A 16,051-nucleotide genomic window follows, 5' to 3' on the forward strand; every position below is an offset into this window, starting at 1 on the left:
GGGCCCACACCGGAGTATCCTGACTGCGAGAACGGGGGCGGTCTCACCTCCGTAACGCAACCGCTTTGGCGGGGAGAGCAGGAGAAATCATGCAAAAGATCGTTCCCAATATTTGGTGCTCGAGAAATGCTGAGGAGGCGGGCTCGTTCTACGCCGAGGTATTTGCTGGCGCCACATCAACTGTTGAATCCAGGTACCCCGAGACCGGCCTCCCCGAGTTTCAGCGCGGCTTCGAAGGGGCACCGCTCACCGTGGCCGTCGAGATCCCGGGTGCCGGTGGCCCCGCCGCTCGGCTCGTGCTCATCAACGCTGGCGACGAGTTTCGCCCCAACCACGCGCTCTCGTTTGTGCTCAATTTCGATCCCGCGGTGTTCGGGGGAGAAGACGCTGCTCGAGCCCGGATCGACGAGGTGTGGAGCGGTCTCTCGGCGGGCGGCACCGAGATGATGCCGCTGGGGGAGTATCCGTTTAGCGGTAGGTACGGCTGGGTGGCCGACCGCTTCGGCGTGAACTGGCAGCTGATGCTCACGCAGCCCGAGGGTGACCCTCGACCGTTCGTCATCCCGTCGCTGATGTTTGGGGCGGGCGTGCAGAACCGGGCGGCCGAAGCGATCGCGTTCTACACCTCGGTGTTTGACGACGCGGCCCCCGGCAACACGTTCCCATACGGCGAAGCGACGGGGCCCGCCACCGCCGGCGCCCTAATGTTTGGTGAGTTTCGTATCGGCGAGCAATGGTTCGCGGTCATGGACTCGGCGGTCGAGCAAACCGAAAGCTTCACCTGCGGGGTATCGCTCGAGGTGGGCTGCGATGGTCAGGCCGAGATCGACCGGTTGTGGGGTGCGCTGTCAGCGGTTCCTGAAGCCGAACAGTGCGGGTGGCTCGCCGACCAGTTTGGGGTGAGCTGGCAGATCGTGCCCGCCAACATGGGTGAGCTGATGGAGAAGCCAGGGGCGTTTGACGCGCTCATGGGCATGCACAAGATCGTGATCGACGAGTTCTGACCCGCGCACCCCTACGCGATGCGTGATCCCTTTGGCAGCCGAGTCGCGGGCGTGTGCAGGCGACGGTAGCCGCCCCACAGCACGCCCGCGGCGATGATGATCTGCAAGCCCAGACCGATCCACCACACCGGAACGGTGCCCTCGAGTTCGTCACTGATGTTCGTGGAGTCATCGTATTGCCAGGAGGAATTGGGGCCGCACTCATGCCAGATATTGGAGTCAGCAGGCGTGGGTTTTTGGGCGATGCGCACCAGATAGGAGATGCTGCCGAAGAGGTCATCGGTGGTGCCCAGATCGGCGCGCACCGACACCATATCGCCCACGATGACGTAGGGGTTGAGGGCGAGTAGCCACCAGAAGCGCTCTGCGTGCACCACGCTCATCGTGGTCGTCTCAGTGACACATTCAGTCGGAAGTTTCTGCTCGCACGCCGCAGACTCCTTCGTGGCTTCGCCCGTTTCTGGGACGCGAAGAGCGTCGCAGTTCGCAAGCCCCGCATGGAACTCCTTTGAGTACGCCTGGTACTCCACCTTGACGTACTCGGTGGTCGAGCCCACCGCGAGGGCGAACGCGATCAGGGTGCCCAGCGACAGCGCCGCTACGGTCAAATAGGCGATCACGATGGAGAACAGCGGCGACGAGATCATCGCTGAAAGCCCCACGCCGATGATGGTGAACAGGCCGATCTGCAGGATGAGCGCGAGGATCGCGGTGAGCAGCTGCAACGGTTCTGCACGGGCCAGCGCGAGGCTCAAGATCACAAACGGGGCCGCGACGATAAGAAAAGCGATGCCCGTGGCCCACGCGGCCACAGCCTTGCCGATCAGAATCGACCAGGTGCTGATGAGGGTTACCTGCGTGGTGGCGAGGGTACCGCCGATGCGCTCAGAGCTGATTGATCCGGCAGAAATAGCGGGGGCCACGAGCGTGCCAAACAACAGCACAAAGTAGACAATCAGTGAGAAGAGCGGGTACGCGTCGAAGCTTGCGGAGTAGGCGGATGCGCCGGCCGACAATATGAACCAGGTGATGCCGGTGACAACGCCAATGATGACAAACCAGATCGCGGCGAGGATCCACAGCGTGCGCGAGCGGCGGCGCTGCTGTAGCTCGAGGCCGGCGATCACGCCCACCCCGCGCCAGAATCCGGGGGCCTGGGGAAGCTGCGCCGGGCTCGATGCAGCAAGGGTCTGCGAGGTGCTCATGACTTCGCCTCCGAATCGTTCAACTGTACGAATGCCTGCTCGAGCGAACCCGATGCGGCGGTAAATTCGAGCACATCCACTCCCGCGGTCACAAGCCCGCGCAACAGCGCAACTGCCTCGGCCTCACTTACGACATCGACGAGGTAATTCACTCCGGTGAGCCCGCTGCGCACACGCCAGGGCACGTGCTGCGCGGTGAGGGCGGCCTCGAGCGGTGCCGCATCAAGTGCGCGAATGCGCCACTCTGATGTGTGCTGCAGCGCTGCAGAAACGGCGCCAGCGTCTTGGGTGTGACCATCGCGTAAAAACACCACGCGGGTGGCGAACTGCTCGAGTTCGTCGAGTACGTGGCTCGTGACGAGAATAGCGACGCCCTGCGCGGCAAGCTCCAACAGCAGGCGGCGCTGAGCCAGACGGGCCTCGGGGTCGAGACCCGAAGCCGGTTCGTCAAGGAGCAGCACGCGCGGGTGATGCACGAGCGCGCGAGCCAGGCTGAGGCGCTGCTTCTGCCCACGAGACAGCGTGTGGGTGCGCTGCGACGAGAGGGGAGCGAGCGCCGTGCGCTCGAGCAGTTCATCGACGCGGGCGGTCGCGACCTGGCCGCGCAAGCCATACATGGCACACACGGCCGCGAGCGTTTCGCGCACCGTGAGATCGCCCCACGCGCCCAACGTATCGGGCATCCAGCCCAGCGAGGCCCGCGCGGGCCCCGTTGCTGAGGTGGCATTATGACCGCAAATCTTGATGGAGCCAGTGTCGGGCCGCAACAGCGTCGCGAGCATCAACATCAGCGTGGTCTTGCCGCTGCCATTGGGGCCGACGAGCGCGGTAATCTCGCCGGCGTGTACCTGCAGGGAGACGCTGCGCACCACAGGGACGCCATGAAAGGAGCGGGAAACTTGATCAACCTCGATCAGGGGAGTGCCCGGGTCTACATGCTGTTGGAGGAGAGCCATGATTGCAGCCTACAGAGGTGGCGCGCGCGATTGGGGGCTTGCTTGGAAGAGCCGGAGACAGAGCAGAGAGGACCAGGAGAGATGAACAATGCCTAAACGTGCGGACCAAGTGAGGGTTTCGGCTTGCCCTTTGCATCGAAGTTCCTCAATATAGATACATATCGATGCAACACTGAGGTGGGCATCGCGGGCGAGAACTCCCCGCACGAATGAGCGACACCGAGAAAGAGTGAGGATCCACTCGTATGACCATCACCGCCCAAGCTGCCCCCAAGCACATGTCCACCCTCGACAAATGGTTGGCCGTGTGGATCGGGCTCGCGATGATCGCTGGGCTGTTGCTCGGCCGGTTTATTCCGGGGCTGTCTGAATTGCTCACCAAGCTCGAGGTGGGCGGCATCTCGGCCCCCATCGCGCTCGGTCTGCTGGTCATGATGTACCCCGTGCTGGCGAAGGTGCGCTACGACAAGGTGGCCGCGGTTACCGGTGACAAGAAGCTGTTGGTGTCATCGCTGCTGTTGAACTGGCTCGTCGGACCGGCCTTGATGTTTACGCTCGCCTGGATCCTCCTTCCCGATCTGCCTGAGTATCGCACCGGCGTCATCATCGTGGGGCTCGCCCGGTGTATCGCTATGGTCGTGATCTGGAACGACCTCGCGTGCGGCGACGGCGATGCCACGGCCGTGCTCATCGCCATAAACTCCGTGTTTCAGGTCATCATGTTCTCGGTGCTCGGATGGTTCTACCTGTCGGTGCTACCCGGCTGGCTCGGCCTCGACTCGCAGGGACTTGACGTCTCAATGTGGGCGATCGCGCTCAACGTGATCGTGTTTTTGGGTGTGCCGCTGCTCGCGGGGTTTGCTTCACGCTGGATCGGTGAGAAGCGTCGCGGGCGCGAATGGTACGAGGGAACATTCCTGCCCAAGATTGGCCCCTGGGCGCTCTACGGCCTGCTCTTCACAATCGTGCTGCTGTTCGCCTTCCAGGGTGAAGCGATCACCAGTAACCCTCTCGACGTGGCCCGCATCGCCGTGCCGCTTCTCGCGTACTTCGCCATCATGTGGTTCGTCGGAATGTTCGTCGGCAAATCCATCGGGCTGGGCTATCAGCGATCGGCCTCGCTCGCATTCACAGCGGCGGGTAACAACTTCGAGCTCGCCATCGCGGTGGCCATCGGCACCTTCGGCGCGACCTCAGGGCAGGCACTCGCCGGCGTCGTTGGGCCGCTCATCGAAGTGCCAGTGCTCGTCGGGCTCGTCTATGTCTCCCTGCGCCTGGCCCGCACCTGGTTTCACACCGACCCGTACGCGCCCGAATCGAGGACAGCATGACCACTACGCCAGCGGTAATTGACGCCGAGACGTGCACGCCGAGCGTGGATTACGCCATCGGGCCCGAAGCTGCGACCCAGGTTGCCGCAACCCTGAAGGCGCTCGCCGAGCCGCTCAGGCTGCGTATGCTCTCGGCGATTGCGACCGACCCGCGGGGTGAGTCGTGCGTGTGCGACCTGGCCGAACTCACCGACGTCTCGCAGCCCACCGTCTCACACCACCTCAAAGTGATGAAGGATGCGGGTCTGCTCGCATCAGAACGGCGCGGCACCTGGGTGTGGTACCGCATCGTCTCAGCGCGAAAGACCGCGGTCACCGCGCTGCTGGATTCGTTCGCCCCAGCGTCTCTCCTCGCAATCAGCGAAACAGAACAGGGGAGAGCCGAAGCACTGCGCACGATGGATGCGCGAGTGGGTCGCCTCGCGAGTGAGTTGGCAGACGAACTGAGCGACATGAACCGCGACCTGGTGGTCGCGATCGTGCGTGAATCGTACGCCGGGTTGGTGCGCAGTGCGAAACTCACGCAGCACATGATTCCGCTCGCCGAGCGCTTTGCCCGGCAGCGCCTCGCTGACCTGTCGCGCACCAAAGGCACCGCGGTGCCGCAGGTGCTGTTCGTCTGCGTGGCAAACGCGGGGCGGTCGCAGCTCGCGGCGGCCCTCGTGAATCAACTCTCGGACGGCACAATCATCGCGAGATCGGCGGGTTCGACACCGGCCGCCGATGTGCACCCCCGTGTGCGCACGCTGCTCGCCGACATCGAAACCCCCGAGGTTGCCGAGAAGGCCTTCCCAAAACCCCTCACCGACGACGCCGTGCGCGCCGCAGACGTGGTCATCACGATGGGCTGCGGTGACGTGTGCCCCATCATTCCCGGTGTGCGCTACGAGGACTGGCCCGTGGGTGACCCCGCCCTCGCCTCAGACCTCGGGGTAGCCGCGATTCGTGACGACATCGCCACCCGCGTGCACACACTCATCGCAACGCTCAAGAACTAGAGAAAGACTCGCATCATGACTGAAACCACACCAGCCGTTCTGTTCGTCTGTGTACACAACGCTGGCCGCTCACAGATGGCGGCGGGCTACCTGCGGCATCTTGCCGGCGACCAGATCGAGGTGCGCTCGGCGGGCTCCATGCCAGCAGACCAGATCAATCCCACCGCGGTGGCCGCGATGCTCGAAGAAGGCATCGACATCACTGCCGAGCAGCCGAAGGTGCTCACCACCGAGGCCGTGCAAGACTCCGACGTGGTGATCACGATGGGCTGCGGCGACGCCTGCCCCTACTTCCCGGGCAAGCGCTACGAAGACTGGGTGCTCGAAGACCCCGCTGGGCAGGGGATTGATGCGGTGCGCCCCATTCGCGACGAGATCAAGGCCCGCATCGAGGATCTCATCTCGTCACTGATTGGTGACCGCTCCTAGCGTTCACAGGGCCCTCTATTTGTGCAAAGTAGCCAATAATGCGGGCCCGCCAGCGCCGCGAAACGTATACAGTAGTCGCGTTTTGGCGACACGCATTGCAATTAAATACGCTTTATGTATACGCTAGGGGTGTCGAAGGGGAACCCACATGCGAGCTAGTGACCGTGCATATGCCACGTTGCTTGACGAGATCCAGCGTGGTGATCTCGCGCCCAACGCGGTGGTCGCTGAGGTTGAACAGGCCGCTCGTCTCGGAGTCAGCCGCACCCCCATGCGCGAGGCTATTTCGCGGCTCGTCGCCGATGGGCTCGTGCGGCAGCAGTCGCCGCGCGTGCTCGTGGTGGCCGGGTTCGACGCGCACGACATTCGCAACCTGTTCGAGGCCCGACGGGCACTCGAAGAAGCGGCTGTGCGGGCCGCCGCGCAGCGCGGCAATGCCGAGGTGTTCGCGCAGCTCGCAGCTCAGTTTCAGGCGGCCAAGCCCGAGACCGGCGACGCGGGGGCCGACGATTACTACGCCCTCATCGCCCGGTTCGATGCCGAGGTCGATGCCGCGGTCAATAACACCTATCTCGCGCAGGCCCTGCGCACCGTGCGCACCCACCTGGTGCGCTCGCGCCGGCTCGCTCGCGACAACCGGGCCCGGCTGAGCGCCTCCGTGCAAGAGCACGCGCTCATCGCCTCCTCGATCGCCGCGGGCAACGCCGAGCTGGCCGCCCACGCCACACACGTACACCTACATAACGCACTCGACGCGATCTTGCGCTCGATTGACGACTCATCACCGGAAGGACTGAAATGACTATTTCACACCACGTTCGCGTATATAAGAGCGAAGAGACGCTCGCGAAGCAGGATCAGCTCGCTTGGAAGATCGCCGAGGTCGCCGCTGACCCCGTCGCCGTCGACGCCGACGTCACCGACATGATCATCAACCGCATCATCGACAACGCCTCGGTTGCCGCGGCGTCACTGACGCGCGGCCCGATCGTCGCCTCGCGTGCCCAGGCACTGCAGCACCCCATTTCGCGCGGGGGATCCGGATCATCAGTATTCGGCCTCGCCGCAGATAACGACGCGAACCGCACCAGCCCCGAGTGGGCTGCCTGGACCAACGGCGTGGCCGTGCGCGAGCTCGACTACCACGACACGTTCTTGGCCGCAGAGTACTCGCACCCGGGCGACAACATCCCCCCGATTCTCGCCGTGGCCCAGCACGTGGGTGCCGATGGCAGCGCCCTCCTGCGCGGCATTGCGACCGGCTACGAGATTCAGATGAACCTCGTGCGCTCGATCTGCCTGCACAAGCACAAGATTGACCACATTGCGCACATCGGCGCCTCAGCCTCGGCCGGCATCGGCACGCTGCTCGGCCTCGACGCCGAAACCATTTACCAGGCCGTCGGCCAGGGCCTGCACACCACCACCGCGACCCGCCAGAGCCGCAAGGGCGAGATCTCGACATGGAAGGCGCACGCTCCCGCATTCGCCGGCAAGATGGCTGTCGAAGCGGTTGACCGCGCGATGCGTGGCCAGACCTCGCCGAGCCCCATCTACGAAGGCGAAGACGGCGTCATCTCGTGGCTGCTCGACGGCCCCGACGCGTCATACAACGTGCCGCTGCCCGCAGCGGGCGAGGCCAAGCGCGCCATCCTCGATTCGTACACGAAGGAGCACTCGGCCGAGTACCAGGCGCAGGCCTGGATCGACCTCGCCCGCAAGCTGAACGGTGAGCGCCCCGAGCTGGCCGACCCCGCAAACATTGACAGCATCGTGCTGCACACGAGCCACCACACGCACTACGTGATCGGCTCGGGCGCCAACGACCCGCAGAAGTACGACCCGACGTCGACGCGCGAGACGCTCGACCACTCGATTCCGTACATCTTTGCGGTCGCTCTGCAGGATGGCGGCTGGCACCACGTCGATTCGTACACCCCTGAGCGTGCGGGCCGCGCCGACACCGTGTCGCTGTGGCACAAGATCACCACGGCAGAGGACGCCGAGTGGACGCGCCGCTACCACTCAGAAGACCCTGACGAGAAGGCCTTCGGCGGTCGCGTCGAGATCAAGCTCACCGACGGCTCCACCGTCGTAGAAGAGATCGCAGTGGCCGACGCGCACCCGCTGGGCGCCCGCCCGTTCGCTCGCGACAACTACATCGCCAAGTTCCGCCTGCTCGCCGAGCCCGTGCTCGAGCCCGCAGAGATCGAGCGCTTCCTCGAGCTCGTGCAGCGCCTGCCCGAGCTCACCGTTGACGAGGTGCGCGAGCTCAACATCGTCGCCCGCGACGGCGTCATCGAGCTCGCCGCAGCACCGAAGGGACTGTTCTAATGCTGTACGCACAGACCACCGCTGAGGCGAAGCGTCGCCTCTTCCGCGAGCGCCTCGCCACTGGCGAGCTGCTGCGGTTCCCGGGCGCATTCAACCCGCTGTCTGCCCGCTTGATCGAGCAGAAGGGCTTCGAGGGCGTCTACATCTCGGGCGCCGTGCTGTCGGCCGACCTGGGCCTGCCCGACATTGGGCTCACCACCCTCACCGAGGTTGCCGGCCGTGGCAAGCAGATCGCTCGCATGACCGATCTGCCCGCGATCATCGACGCCGACACCGGCTTCGGTGAGCCGATGAACGTGGCGCGCACCATTCAGGAGCTCGAAGATGCGGGCCTCGCCGGCGCGCACATCGAAGACCAGGTGAACCCCAAGCGTTGCGGCCACCTCGACGGCAAATCGGTCGTTGACGAAGCGACTGCGCTGAAGCGTATTCGCGCAGGTGTTGACGCACGTCGTGACTCGAACTTCTTGATCATGGCGCGCACCGACATTCGTGCCACCGAGCCTGGCGACTCGGGCCTCGCCCTCGCGGCAGACCGCGCGAAGGCACTGGTTGACGCCGGTGCCGACGCGATCTTCCCCGAGGCGATGCGCACGCTTGAGGAGTTCGAAGCGATTCGCAAAGCCGTTGACGTGCCGATCCTCGCGAACATGACCGAGTTTGGCAAGAGCGAGCTCTTCTCGAGCGAGCAGCTGGCCAGCGTCGGTGTGAACATCGTGATCTGGCCCGTGTCGATGCTGCGTATCTCGATGGGCGCCACTGGTCGCGCACTCGACGAGCTCAACAATGTGGGGCACCTCACGGGCAAGCTGGGGGAGATGCAGCACCGCGCTGACCTCTACGAGCTGCTCGACTACGAGTCCTACAACAGCTTCGACACGAACGTGTTTAATTTCGAGGTGGAGCGCTAAGCCACCCGAGCAAGACCCGATGTTTCGGCCCAACCAATGTCCACGGGCGGGCCGAAACATCGCACCATCGCAGCCGCATGCAAAGGAGCAATCATGGCAGAGCAAGACATTAAGAAGGGCCTGGCGGGCGTCGTTGTCGACTACACCGCCGTTTCAAAGGTTAACCCCGAGACCAACAGCCTGCTGTACCGCGGGTATCCCGTGCAGGAGCTGGCTGCAACGCAGCCGTTCGAGGCCGTCGCCTACCTGCTGTGGCACGGCGAACTGCCGACGCCCGCGCAGCTGGCCGAGTTCGAACAGCAGGAGCGTGCGCTGCGCCCCCTCGATGAGCGCACCAAGGCGCTGCTCGAAACGATGCCCGTGTCTGCGCACCCCATGGATTTGGTGCGCACCGCGGTCAGCCAGCTCGGCACATTCGACGAAACGCTGGGGCAGCCCGGCGGCTGGACCGACGCGAACCTCGACCTGGGCCGTTCAATCTACCTCTTCGCGCAGCTGCCCACCATTGTGGCTGCGGTGCAGCGCCGCCGCCGCGGGCTCGAGCCCATTGAGCCCCGCGACGACCTTGACTACTCGGCAAACTTCCTCTGGATGACGTTTGGTGAGCTGCCGTCGAAGGCCGCGATCGACGTGTTCCGCGTATCGATGGTGCTCTACGCAGAGCACTCCTTCAACGCATCAACGTTCACGGCCCGCGTGATCGCCTCGACCACCTCCGACCTCTACTCGGCGGTCGTTGGCGGCATCGGCGCACTCAAGGGCCCGCTGCACGGCGGCGCAAACGAGGCCGTGATGCACATCATGACCGAGATCGGTACCGCAGAAAACGTTACCCCGTGGCTCGACAAGGCACTCGCCGAGAAGCGCAAGATCATGGGCTTTGGCCACCGCGTCTACAAGCAGGGCGACTCGCGCGTGCCCACGATGAAGGCCGCGCTCGACGTGCTGCTGGCCGAGTCGGGTCGCCCCGATCTCGCCGAGCTGTACGCCGAACTCGAGCGTGACTTTGTGGCGCGCAAGGGGATCTACCCCAACCTCGACTACCCGTCGGGCCCCGCCTACCACCTGCTCGGTTTCGACACCGAGATCTTCACCCCGCTGTTCATCGCGGCGCGCGTGACGGGTTGGACGGCGCACATCATGGAGCAGGCGGCGGCGAATGCGCTGATCCGGCCCCTGTCTGCATACAACGGAGTCGACGAGCGGCACGTCGCCGGGGCGTAACGCCCCGCGGTGCCGCGGCGTCACAGGCAGTACCCGCGGCACCTGCCCGCGGGTACTGCCTGTGACGCCTCCCGCACGGTAGCGTTAAGATTCACGGATCTTGAGAGCAAAGAGGATCGACATGACCGAGTACACCAGCATCATCACCGACGTGAGCGACCGCGTCGCGACCATCACCCTCAACCGGCCCGAAGCCCTCAACGCGCTCAACGGTGCGCTGGTGGCCGAGCTGATCGAGGCCGCTGTGGGGTTCGATGCCGACCCCGGCATCGGTGCGATTGTGATCACCGGATCGGAGCGGGCCTTCGCAGCCGGCGCCGATATCAAGGAGATGGCTGAACTCGGGTACGCCGAGATGTACCTGGGCGGCCCGTTTCCGAGCTGGGACGGGTTCGTGCAGATGCGCACCCCCGTGATCGCGGCGGTGGCCGGGTTTGCGCTCGGCGGTGGCTGCGAACTCGCGATGATGTGCGACATTATTCTCGCGGCAGACACCGCAAAGTTTGGGCAGCCCGAGATCAACCTCGGGGTGCTGCCTGGCTTTGGCGGATCGCAGCGCCTGCCCCGCGCGATCGGCAAGTACAAGGCCGCCGAAATGGTGCTCACCGGGCGCATGATGGGCGCCGAAGAAGCCGAGCGGTCGGGCCTCGTGTCACGCGTGGTGCCCGCGGCCGAGCTGCGCGACGAAGCACACAAAGTCGCCAAGACGATCGCGTCGAAGTCGCTGCCCGCCGTGTACGCAGCGAAAGACGCGCTGCAGGCCTCGCAAGAGATGCCGTTGAGCGAGGGGCTGCGGTTCGAGCGCCACGCGTTTGCGGCGTCGTTCGCCACCGACGACCAGAAGGAAGGCATGCGCGCGTTCCAAGAGAAGCGCGCGGCGAACTTCACGCACCGCTAGCTCGCTGGGGCCGTTGAGACATGCGCCGCGGCCCGCGATTTGTCTACGGTCAGAGATTTGACTGAGGGCAGACGAAACTTAGGGTTTCGATCTGTTTCTAGGCGAAAATCTGTTTCTGGGTCAACCAGCACGACATGTGCGCACGCAGGCACAAAACGGCAAAGGCCGCGCCCCTCACGCGAGGGGCGCGGCCTTTGCCGTAGCGGTCGAACTTAGTCGATGGCGAGCTCGCCCATGGCGTCCCAGCCCTCGCCGTCAACCTGACGCGACACGATCTTGGGGGTTGACAGCAGGTGCGGGCGCATCGCGTCGAGACCAGCAGCGAAGTGTGCGCTGTTGACGTGGGGGCCTGCGCCATCTTCGGTGAACGCCTCAACGAGTACGAACTCGTTGGGGGTCTCGAGGCTGCGTGACCAGTCGAACCAGAGGTTGCCGGCTTCGGCGCGGGTGGCCTCGGTGAACGGGCGCACGATCTCGGCCCAGTTCTCGACGCTCTCGGGCTTGACGGTGAACTTAACAACGATGAAATACATTTTGAGGTTCCTCTTGATTCAGGGCCGAAACGGCCAATAATGAGTGACTCGGCACCGTTGCAGCAGTCGTGAGTTCTAGCCTAATGGCGTGAAGGTGCCAGAATAGTGAAAGTTGCGTGTGCGGATGCCTGATCGGCTCCGAGAATGGAGAAGCCGTCGATGACTTACAGCGTTGCAGTTGCGGGAGCCTCAGGTTATGCGGGAGGCGAGCTGCTGAGGCTGCTTGCTGGGCACCCCGAGTTCGAGGTGCGCACGGTGACGGGGCACTCGAGCGCGGGCCGACCGCTGATCGAATCGCAGCCGCACCTGCGCTCACTCGCGCATTTGACGCTGCAGGCGACCACACCTGAGGTGCTCGACGGACACGACATCGTGTTCTTCGCGCTGCCTCACGGCGCATCGGGGGAGCTCACCGCGCAGCTCACCAATGTGCGCCTCGCCGTTGACTGCGGCGCCGATCACCGCCTCACGAGCAGCGCCGACTGGGCGAAGTTCTACGGCGGTGAGCACCACGAAGCCTGGACCTACGGCGTCCCCGAGCTGATCGTGGCCGCGAACGGCGCTGCGTCGTCACTGACCAAGCAGCGCGACGCGCTTATTGGAGCGACCCGGATCGCAGCCCCCGGCTGCAACGCATCGACGGTGGCCATGTCACTGGCCCCCGGCATCGCCGCTGGCGTGATCGAAGCGACCGACATCGTGTCGGTGCTCGCCGTGGGCCCCAGCGGTGCTGGGAAAGCCGCGAAGACGCACCTGCTCGGGGCTGAACTCATGGGCACGGCGAACCCGTACGCCGTGGGCGGCACCCACCGTCACATCCCCGAGATTCAGCAGGCACTACGCGGCGCTGGTGCGAGCGAGGAGCCGACCATCAGTTTCACGCCCGTGCTCGTACCGATGAGCCGTGGCATTCTGGCCACCTCGACGGCCAAGCTCGTGCCCGGCACCACGGCGGCCGAGGTGCGCGCCGCTTGGGAGGCCGCATACGCCGACGAAGCGTTTGTGCACGTGCTGCCCGAGGGCGTGTTCCCCCGTACGGCAGACACGCTCGGCGCCAACACCTGCCTGATCGGCATCGCTGTTGATGAGGCGGTGGGCCGCGTGATCGTGGTGGCCGCCCTCGATAACCTTGCCAAGGGCACCGCGGGCGCCGCGATCCAGTCGGCCAACATTGCGCTGGGCCTGCCCGAGATCACCGGCCTCAGCGTCGACGGCGTCGCACCGTAACCCGCGGCTCCGGCACAGCCACCGGCACCGGCACCGCAACAGCCCCCACAATCTGCACCACCCAAAGAAAGAAGCATCGTGACTGTCACCACCCCGCAGGGTTTTCGCTCAGCAGGCATCGCCGTCGGGCTCAAGAGCACCGGCAAGCCTGACCTGGCACTCGTCGTGAATGATGGGCCCGCGCCCGCAAGCGCCGTCGTGTTTACCACGAACCGTGCCCAGGCCAACCCCATTCTGTGGAGCCGCAAGGTGGCGCAGAACGGGCCAGTGCGCGCGGTGATTTTGAACTCGGGCGGGGCGAACTGCTTCACCGGAGACTTTGGGTACGAGACGACGAAGCTCACCGCTGAGGCCGTTGCACGCGAGCTGCAGGATCCCACTGCCGACCATGTGCTCGTGTGCTCGACCGGCCTCATTGGCACGGGCGACCAGACGTTCCGCGACAAGATCGTCAACAACGTGCCGCAGCTGACCGCGGCGCTGAGCAGCGATGACACGACGGCCCCCGCCGCGATCCTCACCACCGACTCGGTCGAAAAGACCGAGGTGCACGAGGGCGCGGGCTGGACGATCGGCGCAATGGCCAAGGGCGCCGGCATGCTGGCCCCCGGCCTCGCGACCATGCTCGTCGTCATCACGACCGACGCGCTGCTCGACGGCGATGCCCTCGACCGTGCCCTGCGCGTGGCGACCGGTGCCAGCTTCGATCGCCTCGATTCAGACGGCTGCATGTCCACCAACGACCAGGTGACGCTGCTCGCCAGCGGTGCCAGCGGGGTCACCCCCGACGAGGCCGAGTTCGCTGCCGCCCTGGCCGGGGTCTGCGACAGCCTCGCGAGCCAGCTGCAGGCTGATGCTGAGGGTGCCAGCCACGACATCGACATCGAGGTGCGCGGCGCCGCCAGCATCGAAGATGGCATGGAGGTGGGCCGCTCGATCGCCCGCAACAACCTGTTCAAGGCCGCCATCTTCGGTAACGACCCCAACTGGGGTCGCGTGCTCGCTGCGATCGGCACTACCGAGGCCGCCTTCGACCCCTACCAGGTCGATGTTTCATTCAACGGTGTGCGCCTGTGCCACGCTGGCGCCCCCGATCGCCCCGTCGAAGACTGCGACCTGACCCCGCGTCGCACCCACGTGATGCTCGACCTGTTCTCGGGCGAGCACACCGTCACGATTCGCACGAACGACCTCACGCACGACTACGTGCATGAGAACAGCGCGTACTCGAGCTAACGCTCGTCACCCCACGCACACCGATCGGGCCTGAACGCCCGGGAAAACACGGAAGACGACGATGAGCACCACCACCCACACCCTCGATCACACCCAGGCTAAGGCTAAGGCGCAGGTGCTCATCGAGTCTTTGCCGTGGCTGAAGAAGTTTCGTGATCGCATTATGGTGATCAAATTCGGCGGCAACGCGATGGTCGACGAGGCGCTGCTGAAGGCGTTCGCCGAGGACGTGGTGTACCTGCGTCACACGGGCATTCGCCCGGTCGTGGTGCACGGCGGCGGCCCGCAGATCAACGCGATGCTCGCAAGGCTCGGCATCGAGAGCGAGTTCAAGGGCGGCTACCGCGTGACGACGCCCGAGACGATGGACGTGGTGCGCATGGTGCTCACCGGCAAGGTGAACCCCGAGCTGATCGACGAGATCAACGCGCACGGTCCGCTCGCCGCGGGCACAACGGGAGAGGACGCTGGCTTGTTCGTGGGCCGCCGCCGCGATCCCATAGAGGTCGACGGCGAAATGGTCGATCTGGGCCTCGTGGGTGACGTCGTCGATGTGCGTGTGGCCCCCGTGCTCGCGCTGCTTGACGCGGGCCTGATTCCCGTGGTGTCGTCGATCGCCCCCGACCGCGATCGCCCCGGCGACTCGCTGAACGTGAACGCCGATGCCGCAGCTGGCGCCCTCGCGACCGCGCTCGGCGCCGAAAAACTCGTCATTCTCACCGACGTTGCCGGGCTCTACGCCAACTGGCCCGACCGCGATTCGCTCGTCTCGTCACTCTCCGCCGCCGAGCTCGAGCAGATGCTGCCGAGCCTCGAATCGGGCATGATCCCCAAGATGCGCGCCTGCCTCGACGCGGTGCAGGGCGGCGTCTCAAAGGCCGCGATCATCGACGGCCGCGAACCCCACTCCGTGCTGCTCGAAATCTTCACCGAAGACGGCATTGGTACGGAGATCACGCCCTAACGCGGGCAACTCCCGTCGATCTGGGCCTGACTTCGGGCCCGGATCAGGCCGCTTCGCGGCCGAATTCGCGCGGCTCCCGCGCGCCGCGCCAGCTTGGCTCGCGGTCGGCGGGGTGCTGGGCGCAGTGCTGGCTGGGCTGCTGGGCGCGCTGGCTACCTGGGCGGAGGTGTCTCACCGCACGGCGGCAGAGGCGAGCGGGCTTGCTGGTGGCACCTTCGGCGGCGCCAGCACCACGGCGTGGCTCGAGGCGCCGGCGGGCCTCGCCATCGTGGTGCTGAGCTTCGCCCTGTTTGGAGTGGGCACGGCCTGGCTGATCGTCGCCGATGTGCGCGAGCGGCGGCTGCCCAACACGGTGGTGCTGTGGGCGACGGCGGCGCTCGTCGTGCCGCTCAGCGCCGTGTCGCTGCTGTGGGGGATCCCGGGCGAACTCGCGCTGAGCTGGGCCGCCGCGCTCACATTCGCGGCCGTTGCGCTGGGCGCCTGGCTACTGTGGCCCGCGCACGTGGGGGCGGGAGACGTGAAGCTGACACCCGCCACCGCGTTTCTGCCGGCCTGGATGCAGCCCGAGGCGGTCTGGTTCCTGCTGCCTGTGTGGCTCATGGGCGCACTCACCGTGGCCGGAGTGATCGCGCTGCTGCGCCGGTCACGAGACCTTGCCTTTGGCCCCGTGCTGCTCGTGGCGAGCTGGGGTGCAGCCCTTACGAGCCCGATGCTTGCTGGTCCGCTGCTTACCGGCCCCTTGCTCGCCGGTCCGCTGATTTCGGGCTAAGCGTTCACCGACGAAGCAGCGAGAGCTATCGC

At 65.4% G+C, this 16,051-nt stretch carries 16 protein-coding genes; 13 read left to right on the forward strand and 3 right to left on the reverse strand.

The features are described 5' to 3' along the window. Positions 1-89 precede the first annotated feature (89 nt). Positions 90-1,004, forward strand: a complete 915-nt coding sequence (locus JOF28_RS14210) for a VOC family protein (RefSeq protein ID WP_209706559.1) — start codon at positions 90-92, stop codon at positions 1,002-1,004. Positions 1,005-1,015: 11 nt separating this feature from the next. Here JOF28_RS14210 and JOF28_RS14215 read toward each other — a convergent pair whose 3' ends face one another. Both JOF28_RS14215 and JOF28_RS14220 read right to left on the reverse strand, forming a co-directional pair. Further along, on the reverse strand, positions 1,016-2,209 hold the full coding sequence (locus tag JOF28_RS14215) for an ABC transporter permease (protein WP_209706561.1): 1,194 nt from the start codon (positions 2,207-2,209) through the stop codon (positions 1,016-1,018). After that, positions 2,206-3,165 carry an ABC transporter ATP-binding protein gene (locus tag JOF28_RS14220; RefSeq protein WP_209706562.1) on the reverse strand — a complete coding sequence of 320 codons (960 nt, stop codon included), beginning with the start codon at positions 3,163-3,165 and terminating at the stop codon, positions 2,206-2,208. The genes JOF28_RS14215 and JOF28_RS14220 overlap by 4 nt, the downstream gene beginning before the upstream one ends. A 245-nt stretch (positions 3,166-3,410) precedes the next feature. Here JOF28_RS14220 and arsB point away from each other — a divergent pair, with 245 nt between their 5' ends. The 8 genes from arsB (at position 3,411) to JOF28_RS14260 (ending at position 11,290) form a co-directional block, all read left to right on the forward strand. Continuing rightward, entirely contained in the window at positions 3,411-4,496 is a 1,086-nt protein-coding gene (gene arsB, locus JOF28_RS14225) for an ACR3 family arsenite efflux transporter (protein WP_209706564.1), read from the forward strand. Further along, complete coding sequence (locus tag JOF28_RS14230) at positions 4,493-5,494, forward strand: metalloregulator ArsR/SmtB family transcription factor (RefSeq protein ID WP_209706566.1); 1,002 nt, start codon at positions 4,493-4,495, stop codon at positions 5,492-5,494. Before arsB ends, JOF28_RS14230 begins: the two co-directional genes overlap by 4 nt. Positions 5,495-5,509: 15 nt before the next feature. Next, positions 5,510-5,923: an arsenate reductase ArsC gene (locus JOF28_RS14235; protein ID WP_209706567.1), complete on the forward strand. Its 414-nt coding sequence runs from the start codon at positions 5,510-5,512 to the stop codon at positions 5,921-5,923. A gap of 148 nt (positions 5,924-6,071) precedes the next feature. Beyond that, positions 6,072-6,725: a GntR family transcriptional regulator gene (locus JOF28_RS14240; protein WP_209706569.1), complete on the forward strand. Its 654-nt coding sequence runs from the start codon at positions 6,072-6,074 to the stop codon at positions 6,723-6,725. Beyond that, complete coding sequence (locus JOF28_RS14245; RefSeq protein ID WP_209706570.1) at positions 6,722-8,257, forward strand: MmgE/PrpD family protein; 1,536 nt, start codon at positions 6,722-6,724, stop codon at positions 8,255-8,257. The genes JOF28_RS14240 and JOF28_RS14245 overlap by 4 nt, the downstream gene beginning before the upstream one ends. Continuing rightward, positions 8,257-9,168: a methylisocitrate lyase gene (prpB, locus tag JOF28_RS14250; RefSeq protein ID WP_209706572.1), complete on the forward strand. Its 912-nt coding sequence runs from the start codon at positions 8,257-8,259 to the stop codon at positions 9,166-9,168. The genes JOF28_RS14245 and prpB overlap by 1 nt, the downstream gene beginning before the upstream one ends. 93 nt (positions 9,169-9,261) lie before the next feature. Then, positions 9,262-10,392 carry a bifunctional 2-methylcitrate synthase/citrate synthase gene (locus tag JOF28_RS14255; RefSeq protein ID WP_209706573.1) on the forward strand — a complete coding sequence of 377 codons (1,131 nt, stop codon included), beginning with the start codon at positions 9,262-9,264 and terminating at the stop codon, positions 10,390-10,392. A gap of 121 nt (positions 10,393-10,513) precedes the next feature. Further along, positions 10,514-11,290: an enoyl-CoA hydratase gene (locus JOF28_RS14260; RefSeq protein ID WP_209706575.1), complete on the forward strand. Its 777-nt coding sequence runs from the start codon at positions 10,514-10,516 to the stop codon at positions 11,288-11,290. A 212-nt stretch (positions 11,291-11,502) separates the two neighbouring features. Here the strand turns inward: JOF28_RS14260 and JOF28_RS14265 are convergent, their stop codons facing one another. Continuing rightward, positions 11,503-11,823: a putative quinol monooxygenase gene (locus tag JOF28_RS14265; RefSeq protein ID WP_209706576.1), complete on the reverse strand. Its 321-nt coding sequence runs from the start codon at positions 11,821-11,823 to the stop codon at positions 11,503-11,505. Positions 11,824-11,982: 159 nt separating this feature from the next. On the opposite strand from JOF28_RS14265, the gene argC reads away from it, so the two are divergent. The 4 genes from argC (at position 11,983) to JOF28_RS14285 (ending at position 16,019) form a co-directional block, all read left to right on the forward strand. Further along, complete coding sequence (argC, locus tag JOF28_RS14270; protein WP_209706578.1) at positions 11,983-13,050, forward strand: N-acetyl-gamma-glutamyl-phosphate reductase; 1,068 nt, start codon at positions 11,983-11,985, stop codon at positions 13,048-13,050. 78 nt (positions 13,051-13,128) lie between these two features. Then, complete coding sequence (argJ, locus tag JOF28_RS14275; RefSeq protein ID WP_209706580.1) at positions 13,129-14,286, forward strand: bifunctional glutamate N-acetyltransferase/amino-acid acetyltransferase ArgJ; 1,158 nt, start codon at positions 13,129-13,131, stop codon at positions 14,284-14,286. Positions 14,287-14,347: 61 nt separating this feature from the next. Continuing rightward, positions 14,348-15,250 carry an acetylglutamate kinase gene (argB, locus tag JOF28_RS14280; RefSeq protein WP_209706582.1) on the forward strand — a complete coding sequence of 301 codons (903 nt, stop codon included), beginning with the start codon at positions 14,348-14,350 and terminating at the stop codon, positions 15,248-15,250. Continuing rightward, a complete protein-coding gene (locus JOF28_RS14285; protein ID WP_209706584.1) occupies positions 15,228-16,019 on the forward strand; it encodes a hypothetical protein in 792 nt (263 codons plus the stop codon). Before argB ends, JOF28_RS14285 begins: the two co-directional genes overlap by 23 nt. Positions 16,020-16,051: the final 32 nt, after the last annotated feature.

Source organism: Leucobacter exalbidus (assembly GCF_017834145.1).
GTDB classification, from domain to species: Bacteria; Actinomycetota; Actinomycetes; order Actinomycetales; family Microbacteriaceae; genus Leucobacter; species Leucobacter exalbidus.